Below are 25,516 nucleotides of genomic sequence, written 5' to 3'. Positions count from 1 at the left end.
GCTAACCGAGCTATATCTAGCAATTGTGCACAAAGATGATGGCTTTTATTTCAAAATCAAAATAATAGTTTGATTTTGAAATATCGTATTCTATGTCTACTTAATTTTTACCATCCAGGAACAAGGAAATTGATTCCAGTAACTGCGGGCTGTTTTTTCCCATTATAAATAGGCACGGCTATATACGGTTCTAAGATTAGATAACCCATTAAATTAATTCTTAAGCTTATGCCTGTACTGATAATTGGACTTACTTTTCGGGTAGTTTGGCTTCCATCACTTAGAAAATACTGATATTCTTTTCCTGGAGATTTTTTATCATCCCAAGCCATTCCCATATCAAAGAAAAAGTTTAAATCAGATGGTAAATATTGAAAATTGATTAATGATAATTTCTTTGGGCCAGAGAAAGGTAATCGTATTTCAAAATTTGTGAGTGCCATTTGAGATCCTTTTAATTGGTCTTCACTCAGCTGAATTGATGAGGTTTGATTCGTTAATGCTTTACCCCAAAGTCCGTGCATGTACCATGGATAACCTAAAAACATTGGGTAAAGTTTGTTGTAATTATCGGTATTATTAGCCCCAATTCTTCCAAAATAATAGAATCTAGTTGCAACAGTGAAAGGTTTTAAATATTTATATTTTCGATAATCAACCGTAATTGAATTGTGAGCAAAATCACCAAAATATTTTGAAAATTCAAACCGATATCGATAACCGTTTAGAGGCGAAGTGACACCAAAAGTAGTATTGTCACCCACATAAGCCATATATAATTGTTGTAAATTAAATGGAGTATAGCCGAGTTTTTCAAGGTCAGTTTTTGATACTTTACTTGGATTTGCTGACCCCAAATAATAATTTCCACTGCTATTTGAACGGTAAAAATCACTGTAAATACGTCCACTATATCCATACCAATTGGCACTACCACCTAATTCAATTCTTTTTGCAGTACTAATCGGATAAACGACAAAAAGCCCAATTTCATTGATAAATAATCGGTACAAATTTGAACTAGATTTTAAAAGTGAATCAGATGACGATATACCATACTTTGTTTTGATATTGGCATTTGTTTCGTAACTAATATTTTGTTGGTAATCGGTAAATCTGTAAGGAATTCTCGAAAGACTAACGCCCCATTGCAAAGGATTTTTTTGATTGAGGTATTGAATTTGACCACCGAAATCTTGAATTTCACCATTCAATGTTGCTACTCCTGAAACTTGATTATTATTCAGAATATCGCTAAATAAACCAACAATTCCACCGCCAAGCCCAGTTCCCCATCTGCTTGCTGAAACGCCAACGCCTGAACTTCCTAAATAATCTAACTTGAATTTTGGAGAATAAGTCAATCGCTGTAATTTTTTCTCAGGAATAGTTATTGAAAGTGACTGTTTTTCAAGGTTTTTTTGAACGATATTTCGCCCTTCAGTCCATAAAATAGGTGCTAAGGTTGCAGCTTTTTGGTCAACATGGTCATCTACTATTTGCTGTTGAAATGCTCCATAACTAGCTAAATATAGTGTATATCGACCATTTTGAAAATAATTATAGACCAATTGCCCAGTTTTAAGAGCAATACTTACCGCTGGAGAAAACATTGTAATACCGCTTATCCCAGTGAAATAGTTGGTAAGTTTTTCAATGGCTTTTGCACTAATATCATATTTGTAAAGATTCCTAAAACCATCAGCATCTGACAGAAAATAGATAAATCCTCCAGTTGGGTCAATCAAAGGATTTAGATTATTTGCTCCTTGAAAAAAAGAAAAACTTTCCACTAATAAAGTTTTTGTATTGATTCTAGCAATTGAATTATTGGCTTTTTCTAAGCGTGCAGATGGACTATTTCTATCAGAAACAAAATAAATCCACTCCCCATTTGGAGACCAAACTGGTTGTAAATCCGAAAAAATATCTTTCGTTAAATTCGTAACACTTTCTTCTTTTAAATTATATAAATAAAGGTCACTTTCTCCATTCATTAAACCAGAAACTACAATCGAATTTCCATCAGGCGACCATGCTGGGTTTGTGAAAGAATCTACCCCTTGTAATTCGAAATTTTGCTTATTCCCGTTGGCAATATCAACAATTGAAAGCTTATTTTTACCTTTACTTTGAATAATCAAAGCGAATTTTCTGCTGTCTGGCGACCATGTTCCTGAAGTTTCTAAGAAACTATAAGAGTCAACATGAGAGCCAAATGAAGTACTTTCAATCTTTCTGATAATTTTTCCAGTACTTGTTTCGACGATAAAAATATCGAAAGAAATGATGTTTTTTGAAGAAATATAGGCTATAAATTTTCCATCTGGACTAATCGCTGGAGAAATATTCATTTCTCCAGCATTTTTTTGTGAAGCAATTTCTCTACCAATAGGAACGATGGAAGTATTAGTTTGAAAGGGAGTGTAAGTATCAATCATTGATTGTCTCCATTTGACTGAAAATTTCTCAATACTCATTTTTAAATTTCTTGTAAAAGCTACTTCAATACCATATTTGGCAGTTTCTCGGAATAATGGTCTTATGATGTCGTCGCCATAGGTTGCTGTTAGATACGCCCAAAATGCTTGTCCCCAACGATATGGGAAATATTTGAATTCCTTTGTAATTAAATCTTTAACACTTGGAATATCATTGCTCAAAACAGCATCTCTCATCCACATGGCCGTATGTGCATCTACTCGCCCAAGAGACATATATTCTGCTAAACCTTCAACCATAAATAAAGGAAGATTTTGGATATTTCCAAGTTGAGTAGAATCGCCCGATGTCATTAATTGATATTGAAAAGCATGCACCAATTCGTGTCCTAAAACGTGGTCAGTTTGGCGTTTTGAGTACATCATTGGCATCAAAACTCGGTTTCTTAAACCTTCTGTTACTCCGCCAGTTCCTTCGCCAATTTGTCCACCAATGGCAGTTGTTTCTTGAAAATCGGGATGATTTTGATAGATAATTAATGGATTTGGCTTAATGAATGCCAATTTGAAGACTTCTTGATGGATTTTATACCAGTGTTCGCTGTTGATTATTATGTCATTTGGAATTTTATTGTCCTTAAAATAATGATATAATTCAAAATGTGGACTTTGTAAAACTTTAAATCCAAAGGTTTTATAGCGAGGTTTGTTTTGTCCAAAATATTGTGATTGTGAAAAACTTAAATTGCTGATAATCAATCCAATGGCTAATAAACAAATTCTTCTCATACCTGCGTGCGAAAGGTTTACATCAATTACTTTATTAGTAACAACGTAAAAATAGATAAAATAGCTTATATTAAGTTAAATAATTCTATTTTAACAGCTAAAATAGTAATGTTGATATTAGAAAAATACAATTATTTATACTGCGGCCGACATACTTTTGCAAAACGAGATTTCCAATAATTTGTCATCATATTATCTTCTATTACACCCTTGCTGGTTGAGGCATGAATAAAAATAATTTCTTCTTCACTTTTAACTTCGGTAACAATGCCTGCGTGACTAATGTTTTTGCCGCTAGTTACAAAAAAAACTAAATCACCTTTTTGAATATTTGGTAAATTAATGGCTGGAAAATACTCCGATTGTTGCCACGAGATTCGAGGTAATTTTATGCCTAGTTCTTTAAATGAATTACATAAAAGACCCGAACAATCAATGCCTTTTTCATCATTTCCTCCACTTTTGTATGGGACTCCAATGTATGTTCTGGCAGTTTGTATTATTTTTTTTGTTTGGATATTTTCTTTTGAAGTTGGATGCTCATGGCTAATTTTTGTTCTATTTGTTCGACAAGAAGTTATCACCATCATTAATAAAATGATTGCAAAAAAAGGATAATATTTTTTGTGTTTAGTCAAGAAATAAGTTTTTTAATTGATAACGAGAAAATGATGCCAAATTATGATTTTTTTAAACCTTTTTGTCATTTATTTCGTAATTACTACAAAACATCTAATTTTTGGAAACTATGAAAAAAGCGATTTTGTTATTAATGCCAATTGTATTTTTAGCCTGCCAGAGCTATTCGCAAAATGGAAAAAGCTCAAAAGAAGCTGATTGTAAAATTGAAGTGATAAAGAAAACTGACGCAGATTGGAAAAAACAGTTAAGTGCCGAACAATTTTATGTAGCTCGAAAAGCTGGTACAGAAAGAGCATTTTCAGGTATTTATTGGGATAATCACGAAAAAGGAACTTATAAATGTATTTGTTGCGATTTTGACCTTTTTACGTCTGATACAAAATTTGAATCAGGTACTGGATGGCCAAGTTTTTGGAAACCAATGAACACTTGTAGCGTGGAAGAAAGAAGTGATAATGCTTACGGAATGGTGCGAACAGAAGTTGTTTGTAACCGTTGTAAAGCTCATTTGGGACACGTTTTTGAAGATGGTCCAAAGCCAACAGGTTTACGTTATTGCCTCAATTCAGCTTCCTTAAAATTTGTTAAGAAATAGTTTTTAAAAAAAATAAGCAAAGGCACAAGTCATAGAAATTATCCTATCACTTTGTGCCTTTGTTGTTTTTAAAACCAGACTTCTTTAGACCAAATAGCTACTAATGCTCATAATATCGGCAAAAACTCCTGATGCTGTAACTTCTGCACCCGCTCCAGGACCTTTAACAACCAATGGATTATATTTATAGCGTTCGGTTGTAAATGAAATAATATTCTCTGAACCAGCTAAATTGAAGAAAGGATGGTTTCTACCTACTGTTTTTAATCCTATGCTTGCTTTATTTTCGCTGTCTAATGTTGCAATGAATCTCAAAACTTCATCATTCGCTTCTGCATCTTTCAAAAGTTGCTCAAATCTACTATTATCTTTTTCTAATTCTTCAAAAAAAGCATCAACAGAAGGAGCATTTAGACAAGCGTCATTCAAAAGATTTGTAATTTTTACATCTTCTGGCTCAAGTTTTAAACCTGCTTCACGAGATAAAATGAGTATTTTTCGAGCAACATCTTGTCCACTCAAATCATCTCTTGGGTCTGGTTCGGTATAACCTTTTGCCTTTGCTTCACGTACTACATCTACAAATCTATCTCCAACTTTAAAATTATTGAAAATATAAGCCAAAGTACCCGAAAGAACAGCTTCGATTTTATTGATTTTATCTCCACTCGTAATTAAGCCTTGCAAAGTATTGATAATTGGCAAACCTGCTCCAACATTTGTTTCGTAGAGAAACTTAACACCATGTTTCTGAGCGGCTTTTTGAAGCATAAAATATTGCTCATATTTGCCAGAATTTGCTACTTTATTTGGAGTGACAATCGACACACTACTACTCAAAAGTGAATAATAATATTGCACGATATTTTTATCAGCAGTGCAATCTACAAATACACTATAAGGTAAATTCAAATCTTGTACGTCAGAAACGAACGAGCCAATATTGGCAATTTCTCCGTTTTCCAACAATTCTTCTTTCCAATTTTCAAGACTGATTCCACCTTCATTAAGCAACATTTTCTTAGTATTTGTGATACCAACTAACCTGATATTGAGGTTTTTACGTTGCTTTAAATATTCTTTTTGTTCTTGAATTTGTCTTAATAATGTACTTCCAATTAAGCCAGTGGCTCCAACTAAAAACAAATTTAATGTAAGTCCGTCAACCTGAAAAAAAGTTTCATGAATTGCATTAAGTGCTTTTCCAATGTCTTTTTTGTAGATAACTACCGAAATATTCAATTCTGATGAACCTTGGGCAGTAGCTACCACATTTATGCCGTTTTTGCCCAAAACAGTGAATAGTTTGCCTGAAGTACCTGTACTAGCTTTCATTCCTTCCCCAACTACAGCAATTACCGATAAATTTTGTTCGATAGAAATACTGTCTACTAACCCTTGGGCTATTTCAGTTGCAAAACCTTCATCCAAAATTTCTTTTACACCATAAGCAGTTTTAGGGTCAACGGCAAAACAGATAGAATGTTCTGAAGAAGCTTGAGAAATCAGAATAACACTAATTTTATTAGCTGCCAAAATCGAAAACAATTTTGCAGAAACCCCAGCAACGCCCATCATTCCGCCACCTTGCACATTTACCAAAGCTATATCATCGATAGAAGAAATACCTGTGATAGAATATTCTTTATCGTTGGCTGTTTTGCTAACGAGTGTTCCTTCATGATGATGATTAAACGTATTTAAAATTTTTAAAGGAATATTTTTCTGAAAAGCAGGCGTGAGGCTAGGAGGGTAAATAACTTTTGCTCCAAAATGAGATAATTCCATCGCTTCTGCATAAGTAATCGTTGGAATAGTGAATGCATTTTTTACTTTTCGAGGGTCGGAAGTGAGCATTCCATCAACATCAGTCCAGATTTCAATAACCGTTGCGTTAAGTGCTGCCCCAAAAATTGAGCCTGTATAGTCAGAACCTCCACGACCAAGCGTAGTTGTAACACCGTCAATGGTCGAACCAATAAAACCAGTTATACACTGTAATTTATTGGTTTGAGCAAAATGTTTTTTGATTAATTCGTTAGTTAAATCAAAATTTACATCGGCATATCCAAAGTGGTCATCAGTTTTGACAACTTTGCGAGCATCCAAATATTCAGCTTCAATTCCTCTATTTTTGAGAGCTTCGGTAACAATTGTCGTTGAGAGTCGTTCTCCAAAACTTACAATAAAATCATTTGTTCGAGCAGAAAGTTCTTTTATCAGGAAAACACCACGTAATAAATCTTCCAATTCATTCAAAAGACCTTTTACTTTAGCGATGCAACTGCTCTGATTTTTAACATCAATTAAACCTCTTACGGCTGCAAAATGTCTATCTTCTACCGAACGAAGTAATTCTAAATATTCCAAGTCTGAATTAGAAGCTAATTTGCCGATTTCAATTAAACGGTTTGTAACGCCTCCCATTGCCGAATATACAACTGCAATTTTTCGTCCTTCATTTAGATTTTCTTGTAAAATCTGAATGACTTGTTTGATACTTTCAACAGTTCCAACTGATGTTCCACCGAATTTTAATACTTTCATAAACCCCCAGCCCCTAAAGGGGAGCAATTTTTAAATTATAAATTATTATCGCAAATATAACAATTTATATACTAATCTTAGAATTTAGATTGTAGAATTGTGTTTTTCTAAGAATACTTTTAGTATTTAAAAAATATTTGAGAAACGATTTAAATAATTTATGTAATTAGAAACTTATCTAAATATTTAATAAAATACTTTGTTTTTACTCAAAAGAATGACATATTTGTAATAACAAATGTTTAAAATTACTATTATGAATAACCTATTTCGTGCATTAAATGATGCTACTCGCCGAGAAATTTTAGAACTTCTAAAAGATGGAGATATGACTGCTGGAGACATTGCGGATAAGTTTGATATGAGCAAGCCCAGTATTTCTCATCATTTAGATTTACTTCGCCAAGCAGATTTGGTTGCTTCAGTCAAGAAAGGACAATTTGTGCTTTATTCCCTCAATATGACTGTTATGGATGAGATTATGGTTTGGTTCATGCAGTTTAAACCTGCTACACAAACTGAGAAACCAAGAATTCGTTTGCACGTTGGTAAATAAATTGATTTTTGAAGCAGCAATTATTTCATCAAAACATATACTACGATGAAAAAATATCTATCATTCGAGTTGCTCAATTTGATAATTGTTCTGACCCCTTTTATTTATTTAGGAATAAATTGGCAACCCAATTTCTTGATAACTCATAAAAGTAACTTGTATTTATATGGATTGGCTTTGATTTTTTTCTATCTTTTGCCATTTTTCATGCAATATTTAGATAGCAAAAAGCCAAATGCGGACTTTTTATTGAGAAGTGATAAACGAATTAGGCTAATTTGGTCGTCGTATTTAGCCGCTTTAGGAATTATATTATTTTATTATTCAATATTTGACCTAGATAATGATAAACCTCGTTTTTTGGGAGTTGCTTTGTCATTATTTTTGTTTGCAAGTGGAAATTTTAGGCAAAATTTACATCCATCAAGTATATTTGCTAATAATTCTTTCACTAAAAAGTCCGAAAGTTTACAGCCAAAAGATGAGAAAAGTAAAAGAAAAATTCAGCGTTTTACTGCTAAACTTTTCTTTTGGGTAGGTATTTGTGGTACTATTTTCTTCCTTTATTTCAATGAAAATAGCCTAACTTCATGGGGATTAATATTTGTAGGAATGGTTATTTTCTATGGCGTTACCATCCGATTGATTCGGAGCATAATCTAATTTTTATTCAAAACTTTCTCAACTTCTGAAACTTCTGTGATTTTGTTATCTACTTTCCATTCGTTATAAATGTAAGTTACAACTTCAGCAATATCTAAATTTTGTAAATGAATATTAGCAGGCATTGGTTGGCTAAATGTTTTTCCATTTACTGAAATAGTGTCTTTCGAGCCATTTTTGATTAGCCAAATAACTTTATCTTTATTCTTCAAAAAATCACTTCCAGCAATAGGTGGATAAAGATTCTGTAAGCCTTTTCCATCTTTTTGGTGACAATTAGCACAATTTTGCTCGTATATTTCTTTGCCGCCAATATAATATTGTTCTAATTTTATTTTCTCTTCTGATTGACAAGAGGTTAGAGTAGCACTTAATAATAACAGTATAAATGTTTTGGAAAAAACGATTTTCAATAGTCTATATAAATACTGCAACAATTTGAAAAATATTGAATTTTCAAATTCATCGTATTTTGTATCACGTATTTCCAATTTTAACGTTTGAATTTTATTTTTCATCTTTTTCCGTTAATAATATATCCATGTCTTTCAATAATTTTGTTACATCTTCTTCCTTAGTTCCGTCATAAATGCCTCTTACTCGTCTTTTTGTATCAACCAAAATGAAAGCTCCGCTGTGGATAATTCCACCCGCTGCACTTGAATCTTCCCCTGCTGTAACATAATATGACTTTTCACCAATTGTATAGATTTTTTCTTTTTCACCAGTCACAAATTGCCAATTACCTTTGCTTACTCCCAAACGAATAGCATATTCCTTTAAAACCTTAACAGAATCGTGTCTTGGGTCAATGGTATGTGATAAAATGCCAACTTGTGGATTTTCTTTGTATTTTTCATAAACTCTCAACATTTGTTTTTTCATAATTGGACAAATAGTTGGACAAGTTGTAAAAAAGAAATCGGCGACATAGATTTTTCCTTCAAATGTTTTATTGGTTATTTCAGTACTATCTTGATTCACAAAAGAAAAATCAGGAATTGTATGATAAACCGAATCGCCGTTGACGAAATCTCTTTCGCCCAAGATTGGAAGTTTTCGGTGGGTATTTTCACAAGAAAACAGGAAAATAAATCCGTTCAATAAAACTAAAAAACTACTTAATTTATGGCTTGTTTTCATAATACAATTACAAAGAATCCTGCAAGTATTTGAAAACTTAGCAGAATTTTTTTGTGAATATTTAAGATAAATTATTTCAAAAAATCCTCTGCTTTTTTCTTGGCGTCAAGGGTTTTTTGTTTAATTTGTTCACCTTCTGTTTTCAATGAGACAAAAACTTTTAATTTTTCTTCGCCATCTTTCATCTCTGCTGCTTCGCCTAGTTTGGGCATCCATTCTTCCATTGAGGTATATGCTTTATCTAATTCCAGAGAAATATCCAAAGCGGTAGATTTTAAAGTCGAATCTGATTCTGCTTTTTTCATCACATTCGCTTTTAAATCTTCCAAATTCATGCTAATTGGCATTACATCGTCGTGTATTTTGAAAGTTTCTGCTTTTAATTTCGCTGATTCTTCAGCCACTTTATCAGTACAAGCAACTGCAAAAAGTAGAATAATTGATGCAAGTATTTTTTTCATATTGTTTGATTTAGAAAAATTATAAAATTTGAATTAGAAAACTTTGCCTAAACATTAATTCCGAGCATTTCGATGGCACTGTGAATGGCACTTTCAGAAGGATTTTCTCCTCCAATCATTTTAGCAATTTCTACAATGCGTTCATCTTTTGATAACGTTTTGATACGGCTAACTGTTTTACTTGATGAATTATCTTTATAAACAAAGAAATGTGAAGAACCACGCCCAGCAATTTGATGCAAATGTGTAATGGCAATTACTTGAATACTTTGAGCCATTTCACGCATCATTTTTCCAACTTTAATGGCAACTTCTCCAGAAATTCCTGTGTCAATTTCGTCAAAAATAATGGTTGGCAACGAACGTTTATCGCCCAAAACATATTTGATTGCCAACATTAAACGAGAAAATTCACCTCCTGACGCAACATCTTTCAATTGTCTTGGAGTTACACCTTTATTAGCACTGAAAAGAAAATTAATTTGGTCAATACCTTCACTGTTTAGCTGAATATTTTGGTGCTGAATTTTGAGTGTTGCGTTCGGCATTCCAAGTTCAATTAATAAACCCACAACTCTTTTTTCAATTTCAGTAAGTACTTTTTGTCTCGCTTTCGATAATGATTCTGCTACTTTATTGGCCGATTCAAAAGCTTTATTTACTCGTTCTTTAGCAGCCGAAAGATTTTCACTTAGATTAAGTACTTTACTTACTTTTTCTTCTAAAATTGCTTGAATTTCCAGCAATTCTCCATTTGATTTTACTGCGTGTTTTTGTTGAAGTTTATATAATAGATTTAATCTACCTTGAATCTCGATAATTTTTTGACCATCTAATTCAATATCGTCTTCTTCCGATTCAATGTCACGAGAAACGTCTTTTAATTCAAGTAAACAACTTTGAATTCTATCCTTATATTGTTGATAATCAGGCGAATAGCTTGCAATTGGATTTAGACTATTCACAGTCAATTGAAGAATTGAAAGAATTGATTGTTCCGAATTATTGAGGTATTCGTAAACTGTTTTTAGACGAAGTTTCACTTCTTCGGCATGTTCCAAAATATTTAATTCTTGTTCAAGCTGTTCTTGCTCGTTATGATCAATTTTTGCTTTAACAAGTTCTTCTAATTGGAAATTATTGTAATCAAATTCTTTTTTATTTTGGTCAGCCTCAACTTGTAATTGTTGATACGCGTCTTGAAGTTTTTTGTAAGTACGATACTTTTCTTGGTATTCAACCAATTTATCATGACACTGGGCGTAAGTATCAACAATTTGTAGTTGATATTCATTTGAACCGAGTAAAATTGAATCGTGTTGCGAATGAATATCCATTAATTGCGAAGAAATTTTACGTAAAGTTTCGAGCGTAACGGGCGTATCATTGATAAAAGCTCTTGATTTTCCATTTGGGGCAATTTCACGACGAACAATGCATGAACTTTCAAAGTCTAATTCTTCTTCTTCAAAAATATTTTTCACATAAAAACCCGACATATCAAAAGTGCCTTCGATGATACATTTTTCGGATTCGTTATAAAGGGTTTTTGTATCGGCACGATTTCCCAAAAGCAAACCAATTGCTCCGAGCATGATTGATTTACCAGCTCCTGTTTCGCCAGTTACAATATTGAAATGTGCATCTGGACTAAGTTCAAGATGCTCAATAAGAGCGTAATTTTTGATTAATAAATGTGAAAGCATGAAAATCTGGCTTTATTTGCGTGATTAGGCTTTATTTTTTTTGAATAGCAAATTTAGAGCGAATTTTAGGAATGCGTGTAGAAAAGACAATGATTTTTTATAAAAGATTTGAAAAGCTTACTTCGACTCAATTACTCGTGGTATCAACGGCAGCGTCGTTTTTTGCATTGAGAGAATCAACGGCGAATGAACCTTTTGCTTTACGCATGGTGTAGTGAGTAAAATCTTGGTCAGCGTCCATTCCAACGCCGTGAAGTTCTTCAAGTGGTGTTTTGATAGTGAATTTTAAGTCAGTATAGACTTTTTTTCTGATAGGACTCCAATTTAGTAAGTCTGTTGAAAGGCTTTGTTGTTTCAAACGATTAAAAAAGAAAACATTTCCCATAACTTTATAAAGACCCTCACTTTTTACATATCGACCCGAATCGCCTCTTAATGAAGAGTATTCTACACCATTTTTATCAAAAAACGTGACATAAACTGCTTTTGGATAAACTTCGTCTTCGTTTTGAAATTTAAGTTGACGAGCAGTAGTTAATCGAACCGTAGTTCGTCCAGAATCACTGTACATTACATTTAAGTTTTCAGTTGCCATTAATGGACCGTTATAACGTTGATACACTTCTGTTTTTTTCTTTTCTTCACAGGAAAAAAAGAAAAAAACAGAAGTTATAATGCCAACAAAACTTAGTTTTTTTATGTATGTATGGAGATTCTGACGCATTACTAACAATTTGATGTAGATTAATCAATTTTTGGTTTTAAGAACCAACGAGTATCCATCAATGAGAATCCCAGTGCAATTTTAACGTAATTTTCTTTTACTAAGCCGTTTCCAATAACACCTCGATTTCCAACGGATAAAGAAAGGTCGATATAACTAACGCTACGATAAGCAAGTGGAGTAGATAATCCGAATGAAAAACTGTTATCTTTAATGTGTGTTCCGTTTACTAAATAGGGGGTTTTAACTTGTTGAAAACCAGCACGATAAAAAACTTGATTTAAGTATTTTGTTGAAGAGTATTTTGGTAAATATTCAATACCAAAGGCAAATTTTTCACTTACAGTAAGATTACTTTCTGATTTTCCATCAAAATTTAAGTATTTAGTCCAATCTTGACGGCTATATTCTACTGCAAATGTCCATTTATAAGGGCTTTCGAGACTAAAACCTATTGCATATCTTGAAGGAAGCGTTATTCCGCCATTATAAAGAGCAAGAGTATCTGGTTTTTTTATGATTTTTGGTCCATTTCCTTGGTCATAAAGTGTTGTAAAACTTCTAATTCTTTCGCCATTTAATTTACTTTGTAGTTCATAAGTTCCTCCAACATTCAAATTCCATTTTTCTGCAATTTTTTGTTGAAATGCAAAGCCTGTTTTAAATTCAAAACCACTTACAGAAACACGGTCTGTATATCTTAAATAAAAATCTTCACTTGTAACCAATAAACGTGAAGTTGTATCTCTTGTAAAATTTCCAAAGTAATAACCCACTTCAGCTCCTAAATACAATTTTTTCCCAACCAAAAAACCATTCGTAACTGCTGCTTTTGATAAACCACCCAATCCTTTATAGTTATGCTGAACAGATTTGTCAGTACCAGTAATTGTTTGTGTAAAACGAGCTTCGTGGTCAACACCCGAATATGGCTGCATTGTGATGGCTGTTGTCCATTTGGTTTTTATCGGAAATGCCAATGTTATATGGCTAAGATTCATTCCAAAATCTGTTTGTGAAAGTGTACCGTTTGAAAGTTTTTTGTATTGTCCTCGAAGGCCAGTGTTAAATGCGACATAGCGACTTTTGGCCAACAAAGCTGGATTGATTGTATTGACATAAATTCCGTTTCCGAAAGAAAGACCTGTTCCACCCATTGCATCATTTGCAATAGAGCTACCAGAGTAAATATCACCAATACCTAATGCAGAATAAGGAGAGTTACCATAAAGGCGAGATTCTTTTTGTGCGAAAGTTTCAGTAATTGTTAAAATACTGATAATTAAGTAAGCAGTTAGGTTATTTTTTTTCAACATTGTATTGTAAAATTCTGTTCAGACCAATTAAGGTCAAATTTGGGATATGTTCTATTGAAAAAATAGCATTTTCAGCTATTTGATTTGCTTCATTCGTAAATTGAACTGCAAAGGTCGGCTTTTTTATTTGACTTTCAAAGAAAGGAGCGTCGCCACCACATAAGATAACTCTAAATTTACCTAATTTTTTGTAGTTTTCAACCATTCCATTAAGCTCAGCGATGATTCCATTAATAACCCCGCTTTGAATACAGGTGGTTGTATTTTTACCAATTAAATCAGGAATACCATTGGCTTCAACCAGCGGCAACCTTTTAGTAAACGTATGGAGTGCCTCAAATCGTATCCGCATACCTGGAGAAATTATCCCACCTTCAAACGAATTATTGGCCGAAACGTAGTCATATTTGATTGCCGTTCCCATATCAATGATTAATATATTTTGATTTGGAAACAAAAAGTTCGCTCCAACTGCTCCTGCAATTCGGTCTGCTCCAAGCGTTTGGGGCGTTTCATAATTTTTTTTTATTGGAATCTCAGTACTTGGATGAAGGAATAATTTATTGATTGGTAATGGTTCAAAAAAATCTTCCAATTCATTTTGACTTTTGGTAACTGACGAAACAATTAGATTTTTAACATTTTTTAATAGAATAAGCTCTTTTAAATCGTTTATTGAAACACCTTTCTGTATTTCTACTAAATTATTTTCTGCGAAAAAACCAATTTTAGCGGATGTATTTCCAATGTCGATAGCTGCACAAAAATCTAATTGTTCATTCATGAATATTGCTTTTGAAAAGAGTGAAGTTATTTTAAGAACTACTACTCATTAGGCTCAGTTTTCGGTTTTATCTTAACTTTTTTCTTAATATTACTTGGTCGTTTCGTAATTTCGATTGGATATTCAAGCAAATCTCTGATTACTACCGAGGCACAAACACCTCCAAAGGCAGCTGGCAGATATGAAATTGTTCCGTAGGCAGAGCGTTTAAAATTTGACCCATCAGTCAAAATTAATGAATCTCGCATAACAGGTTCGATTGAAAACACTGCTTTAATACCTTTTGCAATACCAAGTTTTTTTCCTCTTTTTCTGATATATTGAGCGAAAAGACATTCATAAGTATCAAATAAGTCTGTAATTCTGATTTTTGTTGGGTCAATTTTACCACCTGCACCCATCGAACTTACAATCCTTTGATTCTGCTCATAAGCTGTTGAAAGTAATGTAAGTTTTGGGGTAACACTATCAATGCAATCCATTACATAATCAAATTTTGTCAGCAAGATTTCTTTGCATTTAGTTGGTGTTAAGAATTCTTTCACAACATGTAATTTCAATTCTGGATTAATAGAAATGAGACGTTCAGCCATAATATCGGCCTTGGAAACACCATGATTAGTTGCCAAAGCAGGTAATTGTCGGTTTCGATTGGTTGGGTCAACCACATCACCATCAACAATTGTCATTTCACCAACACCCGAACGACAGATATATTCGGCGGCAAAAGAGCCAACACCACCTAATCCAACAACTAGAACATGTGCATTTTGAAGTTGGTCAATTCCTTCTTTACCAACTAATAATTCGGAGCGTGAGAGCCAAGAGGGCATTTTATCAAAAGTTTTAAGCTAATAAATAACCATACGTCTTTAGTTTATTACGTAAGGCGGGATAATCTTTTTTTGTTACTATAATTTGGTAATCTTCGGCTTTGATGAGCAATTTTTTTATTGCTGGATTCTGAATCAATAATTTAATTAATTCGGGGTCATCACTTGGAATCTTAAAAACTAAAACGTCTTCAATTTGCGTCAATGGGTCGATTTTTTTATCAAGAATAGCAAAAAAACTTTTCCAATTGGTTGGCAAATTGCTATTTACAACTTGCTTAAAAATATCAATTTTTGTTTTCAACTCTCTTTTATTACTAACATTTTTAAGAAAAGATTCGTTTGAAACAGCATATCTATTTGAACCAACTTTATCCGCATAATTTGCCAACAGATTATCTGTAATACTTGTTTCACCTTCAACTAAAATAATTAAATTTTCGGTTGAAAAACTTAGATTATAGTTCTGTTTTACGGTTGGAGCTTCATATTCTGTAGTTTTTTCTAAAATATAAGCACCTAAATTTGTCAGCCGAATGGCTTTTATCCCATCATAAACCGAAAAATATGTTTTCCCTAATTCTTCAGTATTCACATTATCATAGGCAATTTCTATTAGACCATAACAGGCCCAAAGCATTAAGTTTCCTTTAATTAAAGGTTCTATAACGAAGTTTTTTAACGAAGCTTTGGACAACTGTTTTTTTTCTTTTCCAAATTTACCTCCAGTTTCATAAGTCAAGTAGTTACACATTTCGTAAATAGTTGCTACATGAAAGTCGTAACTTCTTAGTGAAATAAAATCAAGAAAATTTTGCGTACTTATCCATTCATTTGTAGGTAATTGTCGTATTATTTCTACAAAGGTAGTTTCAATATCATTAATATTGTATAGATGATGACCTCCTTTTAAATTTGTCAAAATATGGGTATGACTATTGTATTTTTTGGGATATGTTTTTTCAATAAACTTCTTTAAAATACCCATCACATTGGCTTCTTTCTTTGTTTTGTTCTCGCAAACAACCAACGAAGCAAGCAAATATGTTTTAAGTTGTTGGACTTCTTTTGGAGCGGTTTCTGGGTAAAATTCGTTGATGTTTAATGATTTACGAATTTTTCCTAGTGTACTTGACATAACTTTACCAGTTGCAGAAGTTTTAATATTTCCTTGCTGAAAATAATTAATCAGATTAGGCAGATTGATAAAAATTTCAGATTCATTGTTAGCAATAAAATTGGTCTGCGGTTCTTCTATAAGCGGAACAAAATTGTAATAAAGAGGTTTGTCATAATATTCTTTCAAAACCAAACGTAATTCAATCGGCAGTTCAAGCAAGAAAGTTTTTAAATATGAATTGGATAAGTAATTATACTTAGTTTCAGTTTCAATGGCTAAAAGCAAGAATTCCTTTTTGAGTTCTTGCTCAAAATATGTTTTATTATTGTAAGTTTTCTTTTCAATATCATTTATAACTTTTATGCCAAGTTCTTTCAAAATGTCTTCATCTGAAACTGTATTTTTCCAAACTAAAGCTTCAAAAACAGTTTTAACATCTTCAGCTAAAAATGACAAGAAAAAGCCATAAATCTCTTTATTTTTGAATATTTTAGCTACTAAATGGGCATATTCTGATTTGGTTATTTTATTATAATTACTCTTCAAATCAATCATTTCATTTTCTGTAAACCCATTTTTATGCATGAATTCAGCATTGGAGGCATACATTGCAAGCATGATTTTTCGATAACCTTGCATGAAGCTTTCTCGCTTAAATGTGCCTTTATCTAGGGCTTTTGCCAAAGCTATTGACTCATCATCTATTTTAGCAAAAGTTGAAGGTTTTGGTTTATTATCTTTAGCAATACCCAGCCCAATTGAAGCTAGAAAAGCATCATAATCACTGAATATTTTATCAATATCTCGTTCTTTTGCCATTATTTTGGATGAATCATCGAAGGCATAAAACCGTTTCAATGAGGTCGTTCATTGTTATTTACTTCAATAAATAGTTAATATCGTCTTCGCTTAAACTTTTTACTGACGCTGCATCAGCAGAAATTACATCGTCAAATAACTGTCGTTTTTTGTCCTGTAAAAGTAATATTTTTTCCTCGATTGTGTTTTGGGCAATTAATTTATAACTCGTAACTTTTCGTGTTTGCCCAATTCGATGCGTACGGTCGATGGCTTGACTTTCTGCGGCAACATTCCACCATGGGTCAAAAATAAAAACCATATCGGCTGCAGTTAAATTTAGCCCAGTTCCACCAGTTTTGAGGGTCATAATAAATGCTTTACAATTGGTGTCATTCTGAAATCTATCAACAAGTTTTTGACGGTCACGAGTTGAGCCAGTCATACTCACAAAATCAATTTCTTCATTTTCTAAAACACCTTCAATTAGTTCGATTGCAGCTAAATAATTCACAAAAACTAAAACTTTATGTCCATTTGCAATGGCGTCGGTCATTTGTTCAGTCAATAATTCTAATTTGGGAGAAGTTATTTTTCCATCCGATTTTGTTTCTGGAAGCGATGCAATTTGTCGTAATTCGTTGAACGCTTGAAAGATGAAAAATTGACTTTTTTCGATACTTGAATTAGAAATTTGTTGTCGAATTGCATCTTGATAAAACAAACGTCGTTGCTCATAAAGTTTGGCTTGTGGTTCAGACATTTCTACGTATAAAGTTTGTTCAATTTTATCAGGAAGCTCTGTTAAAACTTCTGATTTTAGCCTTCTAAGAATAAATGGATAGATTTTTTTACGCAATTCAAGAATCGCATCGGTATCACGGTTTTTTTGAATCGGAATTAAATAATTATCATTGAAGTTTTGTGCAGAACCAAACATCGCAGGATTTAAGAACCTAAAAAGTGAATAGAGTTCGCCTAAATTATTTTCAATAGGTGTGCCACTAAGAGCTAATTTATGTTCAGATTGTAGTAAAACTGCCGCCTTTGATGTTTGCGACTGCATATTTTTGATGTTTTGAGATTCGTCCAGAATAACATAAAAAAAATTAATATCCTTGAAAATTTCGATGTCATTTCGAAGCATGGCATAAGTCGTAAAAATCAAATTTGAATGCACAGCTTCTTCAATATTCCGATTTTCGGCATAATACGTATAAGTTGTGATGGCAGGATTGAATTTTTGAACTTCATTTTTCCAGTTAAATAACAAACTTTTCGGCATTACTATCAGCGACGGTTTTTTTTGTTTTGGATAAACCTCACTCAATAATGTGATTGTTTGAATAGTTTTCCCCAAACCCATGTCATCTGCTAAACAACCGCCTAATTTTTGTTCTTGCAAATAACTGAGCCATTGGTAGCCATATTCTTGATAAGGTCGTAATTTGGCGTTGACTTTAGGTATCTTTTTAGTATTATTTTTTAAAGCATTAAAACCCTCAAAAATTGTTTTTGATTTTTTGAAAACTGCTGACGCATTTCGTTCGTCAATCAATTCTTCGATTAAAGGTAAATCAAAAAAAGAAATCTCAATTTTATCTTTTTTCTTCTTGAAAAGTCGTTGTAATTTCTGCACATAAGCCTCATTCAGTAATGCGTGTGAGCCATCCGACAATTCAACATAACGCTTTTGACGATACTGCATAAGTGCTTCCCAAAGTGAAATTTTTTCACCATCAAAATCAAGCAAAGCATTTCCTTCTAAGAAATCAATTCCCGAAGAAAGACTGACATCCAATCTTGGTTGAGAAGTATTGATTTTATAAGACTTTAGTTTTTCGGCACCAAATAACTTCCAACTAAGCAACAATGTAGATAACTCATTGTAAATGAATCCATTTGCTATGTTTTGGGGAACAACAAAAAGGTTTTCTTCTTGATAAATCTCGTTTGTTTTCTTTTTATTTTCTTTTGAAACGTGTTTTTTTAGTAATTTTAAAATAACCTCACATAGTTCTTCAATAGGCTTTTGTTCTATATAAACTACCCGAATAATTTGTTCTAATTCGCTGATTTCTACGCAACGATGAAGGTCAAATTGCTCTAAAAACTCTACATCAAAACCATGTAAAATTTGCGTAACTCGCAGATGAAGAGCATTATCTGTGTCGATTTTTTCAAAAACAAGTGCAGGTTCAGTTCCACGTGTTTCTCTTAATTCTTCAACTTTATAATTGTTATATTGAAGCTGAAAATTATCAAGATAAGAATAAAGAAGTGATAAGAATTTTTCAAGGTCTGTCACATCAATTTCAGAACTAAAAGCATTGAGTCGATTGAAATTATGACCTAATGGGGCAATTTCATAAATTATATTATTTGCAATCAAAAAAGCTTCTGAAATTGGATTTAGGTTATCAATTATTTGATGATTTTCTATCAAAATAGGTCTGATTGATAGTTTTTTTTCTTGTTTTCTTAAAGGTTTAATATCAAAAAAAAGATGAGATTCACCCGTTGCGAAGCTGAGTTTTTCGCCTAATTCATTGACTAATAAATCTGTATTTTTTAATATGTGAAGTAAATGTTCATGTTCAGAAATATATAAGCAACCTTGTTCTTTTCCCCATTCAATCGTAAAAGATTCACGTTCTCGAATATTTTCTATTTGCCGCAAAATATTGCGAATTTCACCTGAATATGCTTGATAATTAACAATAACTGGCGTTAATGTTTTATCGACAATTTCGAGAAATGCTCCCGAATCGTCCGTACCAATCATCAATAAAATATCAATTGGCTTAACATTTTTAGTTTGCCAAGTTTGTCGGCGAAAACTATTAAAAGACTCGTTGAAAGAGTTCGACATGGAGTTTATTTAGGAAAGAAAAAACGCTTTTATTGGGTGATTTTTATACTTTGGCTAGAAATTTCTAAATAGTTAGAAAAAATGGTATCTACAAGAATATTTTGTGGAATATTTAAAAGAAATGATGCCCGTTCGTAAATCTCTAGAATAGAAATTGCCGAATCATCGGTTTCGAGAAATAGCTTTTCTAAAGGCATTTTTTTTAAAATCTGAGCAGCATTGGAATCTAAATTCAAAATTGCAGCTCCCAGCGAAAGATAAAAACCTCGTTCGAGCAATGTTTGTGCAATTTGTTGATTATTATTGAAACCATGTACAATCATCGGTACTTTTGGTCGAACAATTTTTTTGATTGAAAGGAGTTCATTAAAACATTTTACACAATGAATTATTATAGGTTTTTTTACCTCTTCTGCAATCCTGATTTGCTTAATAAAAATCTCCTCTTGAAGGGGTAGGGGAGAACCTTTTAATCGGTCAAGGCCACATTCACCAATAAACTTAACTGTTTGATTATAAGCTAACTGTCTCAGTTTTTCAAGTTGAGTTTTTTGATTGTTTTCACTAATAAACCAAGGATGAATCCCAATGGATAACCAATCATTTGCATTTATATTTTCGGTAAATGAAGCTAACTCTTCTTCGACTTCTGGAATAATATAATTATAAATTATTTGCTCGTCTGCTTGTTTTTCTGCTTGATGTGTATGTATATTGAGCAACATAGATTTTCAAATAATAGATAAATAGTAATTTATTCGTCTTTGTTTTTTAGAAAATAGTTTATTGAGCTTCAAAAATATGAATTTTACAAGCAAGTGTGTGCCTTTTTACGAGTTAAGTTTGGACGAACTTTATTCAATAATGATTTTACGGCAAGAAGTTTTTGTTGTTGAGCAAAATTGTCCATTTGTTGATGCCGATGGAAAAGATAATTTGGCATTGCATTTTATGTTAGTTGATGAAAACAATAAATTATCAGCTTATACTCGTCTATTTGGAAAAAGTGTTTATTATGAAGGTTTTACTTCGATTGGCCGAGTTGTGACTTCAGCTCATGCAAGAGGAGGTGGATTAGGGAAAATTTTGATGCAAAAATCAATAGAAAAAACGATTGAAATTTTTGGAAATGAGCCTATAAAAATCGGAGCTCAAAGCTATTTGATTAAATTTTATCAATCTCTTGGCTTTGAACTCACTGGTAATGATTATATCGAAGATGGAATTCAACACACTTACATGATTAAACCAGCTGAATAATGTTATTGTTGAACCAATTTTTTGACAATCCTTTTGCCATCGACTTCAATTTGTAAAAACTTTATTCCATTAACTATTTGATAGTCATTTAGTTGGATATAAAAATCATTGTCCCCAACTTGAAGATTCTCTACGGAATTATATAGCGTTTTTCCAGTATTATCAAGTAAAGTTATTTTGGCTTTTTCAGGAATTATAGACTGAATATTAATATTTATCCGTTCTAAAAATGGATTTGGAAATGCATTAATTGACACATTTTCTAAACTTGGCTCATTGGCGGTAATGGCAAAATCGGTTTTGATATTATTGTCGAGCCACGCAAGGCGTTGATTAATGAAAGATTTTAATTCATTTATTTCACCTTCCCATGTGCTTGGGTACGGAGCTGGCTGTGGCCAAACATAAGTGCCTAAAATTTGCCATTTTTGAAAATTTCTACCAATTGGCTCTCTTAAAGTTCTTGTAAGCGTATCAATATGCTTATTTATTCGGTCAGTTTGTAATGCTCCATATTTTCTTTGAAAGCTATATTCCTGCCCTAATTCACGCACAAATGCTGAATCACCCAGCATTCTTTCCCACCAAAAAGGCACTTGCCAATAATCAGTTCCACATATCTTGTTAAAATTATACGAAAATCCAAAGGGTGAATTTCCTTCACAGTAATTTCCGTTTCCGTAAGAAATGTCATAATCCCAAGGTGGCCCAGCTTTAATTTTACCTCCTTTACTATCTTTATCTTTGTTGAAATATGTACTAATGCGGTAGCCGTCAACATTTTTAGAAACTTCATTTATCAAGAATAATTGTATAAATGATTTTGTGTCGAAATATTTTCGATAGCCGTTGATTTTATCCCGGTAATTTTCATTTTGTAAAGCATTTTCTGCATTATCTACGTAATTTTTAAGATAAGCTTTTTGTTCTGCGGTAATTGTCTTTGGGTATTCGTAGAGAAAATTAGTGAAGTTATTATTGAATGCAGGATAATTTGGGTATTTAGAACGCCAACTTCCTAGCTTTGAACCAGTATCTTTATCGGCTTTAAAAATATATCCACCAGTTATATCGTCACCTTTTAAGTCAGTTTCTTTTAGTTTTGAAATATTAACACGATCTTCTCCACGTTTGATTTTTTCTTCAAAGACATAAACTCCCATGTAAGCTCCATTGATTATTACTTCAACGTATTGTGTTCGAGTGGCGTACATTCCCATTTCACGAGCAATTCTCATCGTAAGGACATTGTGCATGAAACTTTTTTCGTTGTAAGACGCAAAAAGAATCCAATCAGACTCTTTGGGCATTCCTAAAAGGCTCACTTCTTTTGCTTCAGATTTTTCATCCCAAAGTTCGATTCCATAACCTTTTTTTGGAAACATTTGCGAAGAAGAACCTCTGTATTCTAACCCTGCAAAACCATTGTAATGGTTCGGAGCATCGTTTACATTGTTGATTTTTCCAACACCATTATAAATAATTTTTAACTCAGTTTTAGTTTTTGGTTCATCGTAAATAACTGCTCCATTCGTATTGAAAATCAAAATTGGTAATGTAGAGGACGTTAGTGTTTGTGCCGAAATTTTAACAAATGTGCTAATTGTTAGTAAAAAGATAAAGTAAAGTTTTTTCATGTTGTTAATAAAATGCAGTGGAATTTTTGGTTAATATCTCAAAGTTGAAATTTTTAGTGTTGGTCCAGCATCTTTTCTTGCTTCTAAAGATTTTTGGATAGCACTTGGCACGTTTGATAAAAAATCATAACCAGTAAGGTCTTCTAGGTCGTCAACACTTAGCCGATATTCTCCCCATTTGGTACTACCAACGTTTTCTTTATTCGGCACATTTATCGCAATTACGCGAGTTTGCGTATCAATTCTACTAATATCGTTACTACCAATAGGCAAAATAACAATAACTTTCCAAAATGATTCTGGCACGACTACTTTTCCATTTTCGAGTGTACTTGTTTTACCGCCATTGCTACCCGTTCCACCTTTACCATAAACACCTGCAATGATGTATAATTCATTGCCACTTTCAGCGATTTTCCTAGAATATGCTTCTAAGTCTGCCCAAAGTCCACGATTGTTGTTAGGTGCTTGTGGAGCAATATTTGTCATTAAAAATGTTTCGTCGTTATCTTCATAGCTACCATCACGGTCGTCCGATGGACAAAGATGCCCACGGTCGAATCCAGAATTTGTATAATCATCAGTTTGAACTTTGTACCAACCATTGGGTAGTGTTTGGTCAGGACGAAAATTATTTGTTCGCTCAGTTGCACCTTTCCATGCTGTACTTAAATGCCAACTTACCCAATTTGCAGTTGCTTTGCTTCTATTATATGAAAGCACATATTGTTTTTTCTCCATCAAAAAATTGTTTTCTTCTTTAGCATTGGCATTACTCGGATTCCCTAAAGCAATATTGTCATCACGTGTTGCGACGGTCGAATTAATGGGTGAATCGCCAGTTGATGTAATAATAATATCATCAATATTTAGGCGATTTGTTCCACCAGAAATTTTCCTGATTTCAAACCTAATTTTATTTGGGTCATTGATAGAAAAGGCGGTTGTAGAAAGTTTACTGCCCGAAGTTTTTTGAGTATTTCCAACCTTTGTCCAAGTACTTCCACTATTTTTAGATGAATATATTTCCCATTCGCTATCTCCATCGCCCTGATAGGCTGCATAGGAAATGTTGATTTCTTTCACACCAAAAATGTCATAATTCATGCGAATAAAGCCATCTTCTTTAATTCTGATAGCCTTAGAACCATTTTTTACATCATTTACAGTTGTACCAATTAGTGCGTTTTCAAAATACCAAATGCCACCAGATAGCTCGATAGTTGCTCCCGAATAACTACTTTTTGACACATTTTCTAAACCTTCTGGAAAACCATTAACAAATACAGTTGTCGATTTAGGCTTTATAGTTGTAATACAAGAACTGACAATAATACTGATGAGATAAATAAAAGATATACTTCTGAACTTTAAAAACATTTTTCTAGTGATTAATTGAATGGTAAAATTACAGATTATTCTTTTATAATTCCATGAAGAAAAAATATAAAGAAGCTGAACAAATGATTAGAAAATAATCGTTAAATCATTTGTGCCAAAACTTTGGATTTAGCTATTTTTTCAACTCAAACCAAGTCCAAATGGCAGTTGCAACATCAATTCCTGCGAATAGAATAAGCGTAATAGGGGCAATTCCTAGAATAGAAAATAATGTAAAACCAACTCCTACGAGTATTCTACTCCAAATAGTAAAGCTAACAACATCGTCGTTTCCGTATTTGATTATGCCATAATAAACGACAGAAAGTGAAAGCAAAACAACACCAAAAACTTTAATCCAGATTTCTGTGGTTGGTTCAAAACCAAACATTCCAAGTAATGTATTTGGAATAAAGATGAGTTGAAGGCTTGTCAAACAGACATAAATTGCTTGAATTGTTAGTGAAAGATAACGTTTGTTTGTCATAATTTTAATTTTTAATGGGTTGAAAACAATGTTTTTTTGATAAAATTTTCATTGAAAGTTAAGTATAAATATCTGATTATTAATTAATTAAAAGTATAAAACTTAAATGAAATAAGTTAGGATATTTTAGTTTGACTTTGGATTGTTCAATGAATAATTCGTTATTCGCAGTAGAATGTACGATAGTGTTCATCTCAGAAGTAATTATTTAAAAAACTCCTACAAATGAAATTACCTTTTTTTAGATTTAACAAATTTATCATTATAATAGCTTCAATATTATTTATTTGGGCAGGATATTGGTTTTTAATAAGAAAAGATTTACCAAAAATGACAGATGTTTATATTGAACAAAATCTCACTAAACTACCTATAAATGAGAATCCAGGAGATAGTTTGGCAATAGGTAAACGGTTTTATAATGAGAAAAAATATGCAGAAGCGGCAGTCGTGTTTGAAAAACTCGTTGGAAAAAAATTGCAAGCAATAGAATTGGCAGGTTTAACTGCATTACAAATGAAAGAATATGATATTGCGATGATTTATTTTGAAAAACTTGAGCAAAATGCAGATTTAGTAGAAAATAAAGGAAAATTCTACACTGCTTTAGTAAATCTGAAAATGGGAAAAATACAAAGAGCAAAAAAAATATTAAAAGAAGTCATAACACAAGGTTTGGGCGGAAAGAGAGAAGCCGAAGAATGGATGAAATGAGTTAGTGCATACAAAAAAAGCGAGACTTTCGCCTCGCTTTTTGCTTTC

At 32.6% G+C, this 25,516-nt stretch carries 22 protein-coding genes; 5 read left to right on the top strand and 17 right to left on the bottom strand.

Features of this window, described 5'->3' with window-relative positions:
* Window positions 1-107: 107 nt before the first annotated feature.
* Together MJQ71_RS07625 and MJQ71_RS07620 are read right to left on the bottom strand one after the other, a co-directional pair.
* Window positions 108-3,230: a beta-propeller domain-containing protein gene (locus MJQ71_RS07625; RefSeq protein WP_238805976.1), complete on the bottom strand. Its 3,123-nt coding sequence runs from the start codon at window positions 3,228-3,230 to the stop codon at window positions 108-110.
* Window positions 3,231-3,361: 131 nt separating this feature from the next.
* The gene (locus MJQ71_RS07620) at window positions 3,362-3,868 is read right to left on the bottom strand and encodes a C40 family peptidase (RefSeq protein ID WP_238805975.1); all 507 of its coding nucleotides are present in this window, start codon (window positions 3,866-3,868) and stop codon (window positions 3,362-3,364) included.
* A gap of 110 nt (window positions 3,869-3,978) precedes the next feature.
* On the opposite strand from MJQ71_RS07620, the gene msrB reads away from it, so the two are divergent.
* Window positions 3,979-4,467: a peptide-methionine (R)-S-oxide reductase MsrB gene (msrB, locus tag MJQ71_RS07615; RefSeq protein WP_238805974.1), complete on the top strand. Its 489-nt coding sequence runs from the start codon at window positions 3,979-3,981 to the stop codon at window positions 4,465-4,467.
* Between the two features lie 84 nt (window positions 4,468-4,551).
* Here msrB and thrA read toward each other — a convergent pair whose 3' ends face one another.
* Window positions 4,552-7,014, bottom strand: a complete 2,463-nt coding sequence (thrA, locus tag MJQ71_RS07610; RefSeq protein ID WP_238805973.1) for a bifunctional aspartate kinase/homoserine dehydrogenase I — start codon at window positions 7,012-7,014, stop codon at window positions 4,552-4,554.
* Window positions 7,015-7,270: 256 nt separating this feature from the next.
* Between thrA and MJQ71_RS07605 the strand changes: the two genes are divergently transcribed.
* Together MJQ71_RS07605 and MJQ71_RS07600 are read left to right on the top strand one after the other, a co-directional pair.
* The gene (locus tag MJQ71_RS07605) at window positions 7,271-7,570 is read left to right on the top strand and encodes an autorepressor SdpR family transcription factor (protein ID WP_238805972.1); all 300 of its coding nucleotides are present in this window, start codon (window positions 7,271-7,273) and stop codon (window positions 7,568-7,570) included.
* A 45-nt stretch (window positions 7,571-7,615) separates the two neighbouring features.
* Entirely contained in the window at window positions 7,616-8,233 is a 618-nt protein-coding gene (locus MJQ71_RS07600; protein ID WP_238805971.1) for a hypothetical protein, read from the top strand.
* On the opposite strand, the gene MJQ71_RS07595 is transcribed toward MJQ71_RS07600, so the two are convergent.
* From MJQ71_RS07595 to MJQ71_RS07545, 11 genes are all read right to left on the bottom strand, one after another.
* The gene (locus MJQ71_RS07595) at window positions 8,230-8,751 is read right to left on the bottom strand and encodes a c-type cytochrome (protein ID WP_238805970.1); all 522 of its coding nucleotides are present in this window, start codon (window positions 8,749-8,751) and stop codon (window positions 8,230-8,232) included. The genes MJQ71_RS07600 and MJQ71_RS07595 overlap by 4 nt on opposite strands.
* Window positions 8,741-9,376 (bottom strand): SCO family protein, encoded by a 636-nt coding sequence (locus tag MJQ71_RS07590; protein WP_238805969.1) that lies wholly within the window; start codon window positions 9,374-9,376, stop codon window positions 8,741-8,743. The genes MJQ71_RS07595 and MJQ71_RS07590 overlap by 11 nt, the downstream gene beginning before the upstream one ends.
* A gap of 71 nt (window positions 9,377-9,447) precedes the next feature.
* Window positions 9,448-9,837, bottom strand: coding sequence for a hypothetical protein (locus MJQ71_RS07585; protein ID WP_238805968.1), 390 nt, complete (start codon window positions 9,835-9,837; stop codon window positions 9,448-9,450).
* 47 nt (window positions 9,838-9,884) lie between these two features.
* Entirely contained in the window at window positions 9,885-11,543 is a 1,659-nt protein-coding gene (recN, locus tag MJQ71_RS07580; RefSeq protein WP_238805967.1) for a DNA repair protein RecN, read from the bottom strand.
* A gap of 127 nt (window positions 11,544-11,670) precedes the next feature.
* A complete protein-coding gene (gene lptC / locus MJQ71_RS07575; RefSeq protein WP_238805966.1) occupies window positions 11,671-12,267 on the bottom strand; it encodes an LPS export ABC transporter periplasmic protein LptC in 597 nt (198 codons plus the stop codon).
* Window positions 12,268-12,287: 20 nt separating this feature from the next.
* On the bottom strand, window positions 12,288-13,583 hold the full coding sequence (gene bamG, locus MJQ71_RS07570; RefSeq protein WP_238805965.1) for a BamG family beta-barrel-assembly machinery protein: 1,296 nt from the start codon (window positions 13,581-13,583) through the stop codon (window positions 12,288-12,290).
* Window positions 13,567-14,367, bottom strand: a complete 801-nt coding sequence (locus MJQ71_RS07565; RefSeq protein ID WP_238805964.1) for a type III pantothenate kinase — start codon at window positions 14,365-14,367, stop codon at window positions 13,567-13,569. Before MJQ71_RS07565 ends, bamG begins: the two co-directional genes overlap by 17 nt.
* Window positions 14,368-14,408: 41 nt before the next feature.
* Entirely contained in the window at window positions 14,409-15,200 is a 792-nt protein-coding gene (locus tag MJQ71_RS07560) for a tRNA threonylcarbamoyladenosine dehydratase (RefSeq protein ID WP_238805963.1), read from the bottom strand.
* Between the two features lie 13 nt (window positions 15,201-15,213).
* Window positions 15,214-17,139: a hypothetical protein gene (locus MJQ71_RS07555; protein WP_238805962.1), complete on the bottom strand. Its 1,926-nt coding sequence runs from the start codon at window positions 17,137-17,139 to the stop codon at window positions 15,214-15,216.
* 58 nt (window positions 17,140-17,197) lie between these two features.
* Window positions 17,198-19,990 carry a DEAD/DEAH box helicase gene (locus MJQ71_RS07550; protein WP_238805961.1) on the bottom strand — a complete coding sequence of 931 codons (2,793 nt, stop codon included), beginning with the start codon at window positions 19,988-19,990 and terminating at the stop codon, window positions 17,198-17,200.
* 29 nt (window positions 19,991-20,019) lie between these two features.
* The gene (locus tag MJQ71_RS07545) at window positions 20,020-20,715 is read right to left on the bottom strand and encodes a TatD family hydrolase (protein ID WP_238805960.1); all 696 of its coding nucleotides are present in this window, start codon (window positions 20,713-20,715) and stop codon (window positions 20,020-20,022) included.
* 76 nt (window positions 20,716-20,791) lie between these two features.
* Here MJQ71_RS07545 and MJQ71_RS07540 point away from each other — a divergent pair, with 76 nt between their 5' ends.
* Window positions 20,792-21,250, top strand: a complete 459-nt coding sequence (locus tag MJQ71_RS07540; RefSeq protein ID WP_238805959.1) for a GNAT family N-acetyltransferase — start codon at window positions 20,792-20,794, stop codon at window positions 21,248-21,250.
* Between the two features lie 2 nt (window positions 21,251-21,252).
* Here the strand turns inward: MJQ71_RS07540 and MJQ71_RS07535 are convergent, their stop codons facing one another.
* From MJQ71_RS07535 to MJQ71_RS07525, 3 genes are all read right to left on the bottom strand, one after another.
* Window positions 21,253-22,887 (bottom strand): CotH kinase family protein, encoded by a 1,635-nt coding sequence (locus tag MJQ71_RS07535; RefSeq protein WP_238805958.1) that lies wholly within the window; start codon window positions 22,885-22,887, stop codon window positions 21,253-21,255.
* Between the two features lie 30 nt (window positions 22,888-22,917).
* Window positions 22,918-24,267, bottom strand: coding sequence for a DNA/RNA non-specific endonuclease (locus MJQ71_RS07530; protein ID WP_238805957.1), 1,350 nt, complete (start codon window positions 24,265-24,267; stop codon window positions 22,918-22,920).
* Between the two features lie 133 nt (window positions 24,268-24,400).
* Window positions 24,401-24,754 carry a hypothetical protein gene (locus MJQ71_RS07525; RefSeq protein WP_238805956.1) on the bottom strand — a complete coding sequence of 118 codons (354 nt, stop codon included), beginning with the start codon at window positions 24,752-24,754 and terminating at the stop codon, window positions 24,401-24,403.
* Window positions 24,755-24,979: 225 nt separating this feature from the next.
* Between MJQ71_RS07525 and MJQ71_RS07520 the strand changes: the two genes are divergently transcribed.
* On the top strand, window positions 24,980-25,468 hold the full coding sequence (locus tag MJQ71_RS07520; RefSeq protein WP_238805955.1) for a tetratricopeptide repeat protein: 489 nt from the start codon (window positions 24,980-24,982) through the stop codon (window positions 25,466-25,468).
* The last annotated feature ends 48 nt before the right edge of the window (window positions 25,469-25,516 follow it).

It is taken from the genome of Emticicia aquatica, from assembly GCF_923079645.1.
Classification (GTDB): domain Bacteria; phylum Bacteroidota; class Bacteroidia; order Cytophagales; family Spirosomataceae; genus Emticicia; species Emticicia aquatica.
This window is presented reverse-complemented; position numbering and strand designations above follow the sequence as displayed.

Excerpts from the sequence above, each read along its gene's own strand:
- MJQ71_RS07565 (WP_238805964.1), bottom strand. The coding sequence starts at position 14,367 with ATGAATGAACAATTAGATTTTTGTGCAGCTATCGACATTGGAAATACA.
- MJQ71_RS07555 (WP_238805962.1), bottom strand. The coding sequence starts at position 17,139 with ATGGCAAAAGAACGAGATATTGATAAAATATTCAGTGATTATGATGCT.
- MJQ71_RS07550 (WP_238805961.1), bottom strand. The coding sequence starts at position 19,990 with ATGTCGAACTCTTTCAACGAGTCTTTTAATAGTTTTCGCCGACAAACT.
- MJQ71_RS07605 (WP_238805972.1), top strand. The coding sequence starts at position 7,271 with ATGAATAACCTATTTCGTGCATTAAATGATGCTACTCGCCGAGAAATT.
- msrB (WP_238805974.1), top strand. The coding sequence starts at position 3,979 with ATGAAAAAAGCGATTTTGTTATTAATGCCAATTGTATTTTTAGCCTGC.
- MJQ71_RS07595 (WP_238805970.1), bottom strand. The coding sequence starts at position 8,751 with ATGAAAAATAAAATTCAAACGTTAAAATTGGAAATACGTGATACAAAA.
- MJQ71_RS07585 (WP_238805968.1), bottom strand. The coding sequence starts at position 9,837 with ATGAAAAAAATACTTGCATCAATTATTCTACTTTTTGCAGTTGCTTGT.
- MJQ71_RS07540 (WP_238805959.1), top strand. The coding sequence starts at position 20,792 with ATGAATTTTACAAGCAAGTGTGTGCCTTTTTACGAGTTAAGTTTGGAC.
- MJQ71_RS07525 (WP_238805956.1), bottom strand. The coding sequence starts at position 24,754 with ATGACAAACAAACGTTATCTTTCACTAACAATTCAAGCAATTTATGTC.
- MJQ71_RS07590 (WP_238805969.1), bottom strand. The coding sequence starts at position 9,376 with ATGAAAACAAGCCATAAATTAAGTAGTTTTTTAGTTTTATTGAACGGA.
- recN (WP_238805967.1), bottom strand. The coding sequence starts at position 11,543 with ATGCTTTCACATTTATTAATCAAAAATTACGCTCTTATTGAGCATCTT.
- MJQ71_RS07560 (WP_238805963.1), bottom strand. The coding sequence starts at position 15,200 with ATGCCCTCTTGGCTCTCACGCTCCGAATTATTAGTTGGTAAAGAAGGA.
- MJQ71_RS07625 (WP_238805976.1), bottom strand. The coding sequence starts at position 3,230 with ATGAGAAGAATTTGTTTATTAGCCATTGGATTGATTATCAGCAATTTA.
- MJQ71_RS07600 (WP_238805971.1), top strand. The coding sequence starts at position 7,616 with ATGAAAAAATATCTATCATTCGAGTTGCTCAATTTGATAATTGTTCTG.
- MJQ71_RS07535 (WP_238805958.1), bottom strand. The coding sequence starts at position 22,887 with ATGAAAAAACTTTACTTTATCTTTTTACTAACAATTAGCACATTTGTT.
- MJQ71_RS07520 (WP_238805955.1), top strand. The coding sequence starts at position 24,980 with ATGAAATTACCTTTTTTTAGATTTAACAAATTTATCATTATAATAGCT.
- MJQ71_RS07530 (WP_238805957.1), bottom strand. The coding sequence starts at position 24,267 with ATGTTTTTAAAGTTCAGAAGTATATCTTTTATTTATCTCATCAGTATT.
- MJQ71_RS07545 (WP_238805960.1), bottom strand. The coding sequence starts at position 20,715 with ATGTTGCTCAATATACATACACATCAAGCAGAAAAACAAGCAGACGAG.
- thrA (WP_238805973.1), bottom strand. The coding sequence starts at position 7,014 with ATGAAAGTATTAAAATTCGGTGGAACATCAGTTGGAACTGTTGAAAGT.
- bamG (WP_238805965.1), bottom strand. The coding sequence starts at position 13,583 with ATGTTGAAAAAAAATAACCTAACTGCTTACTTAATTATCAGTATTTTA.
- lptC (WP_238805966.1), bottom strand. The coding sequence starts at position 12,267 with ATGCGTCAGAATCTCCATACATACATAAAAAAACTAAGTTTTGTTGGC.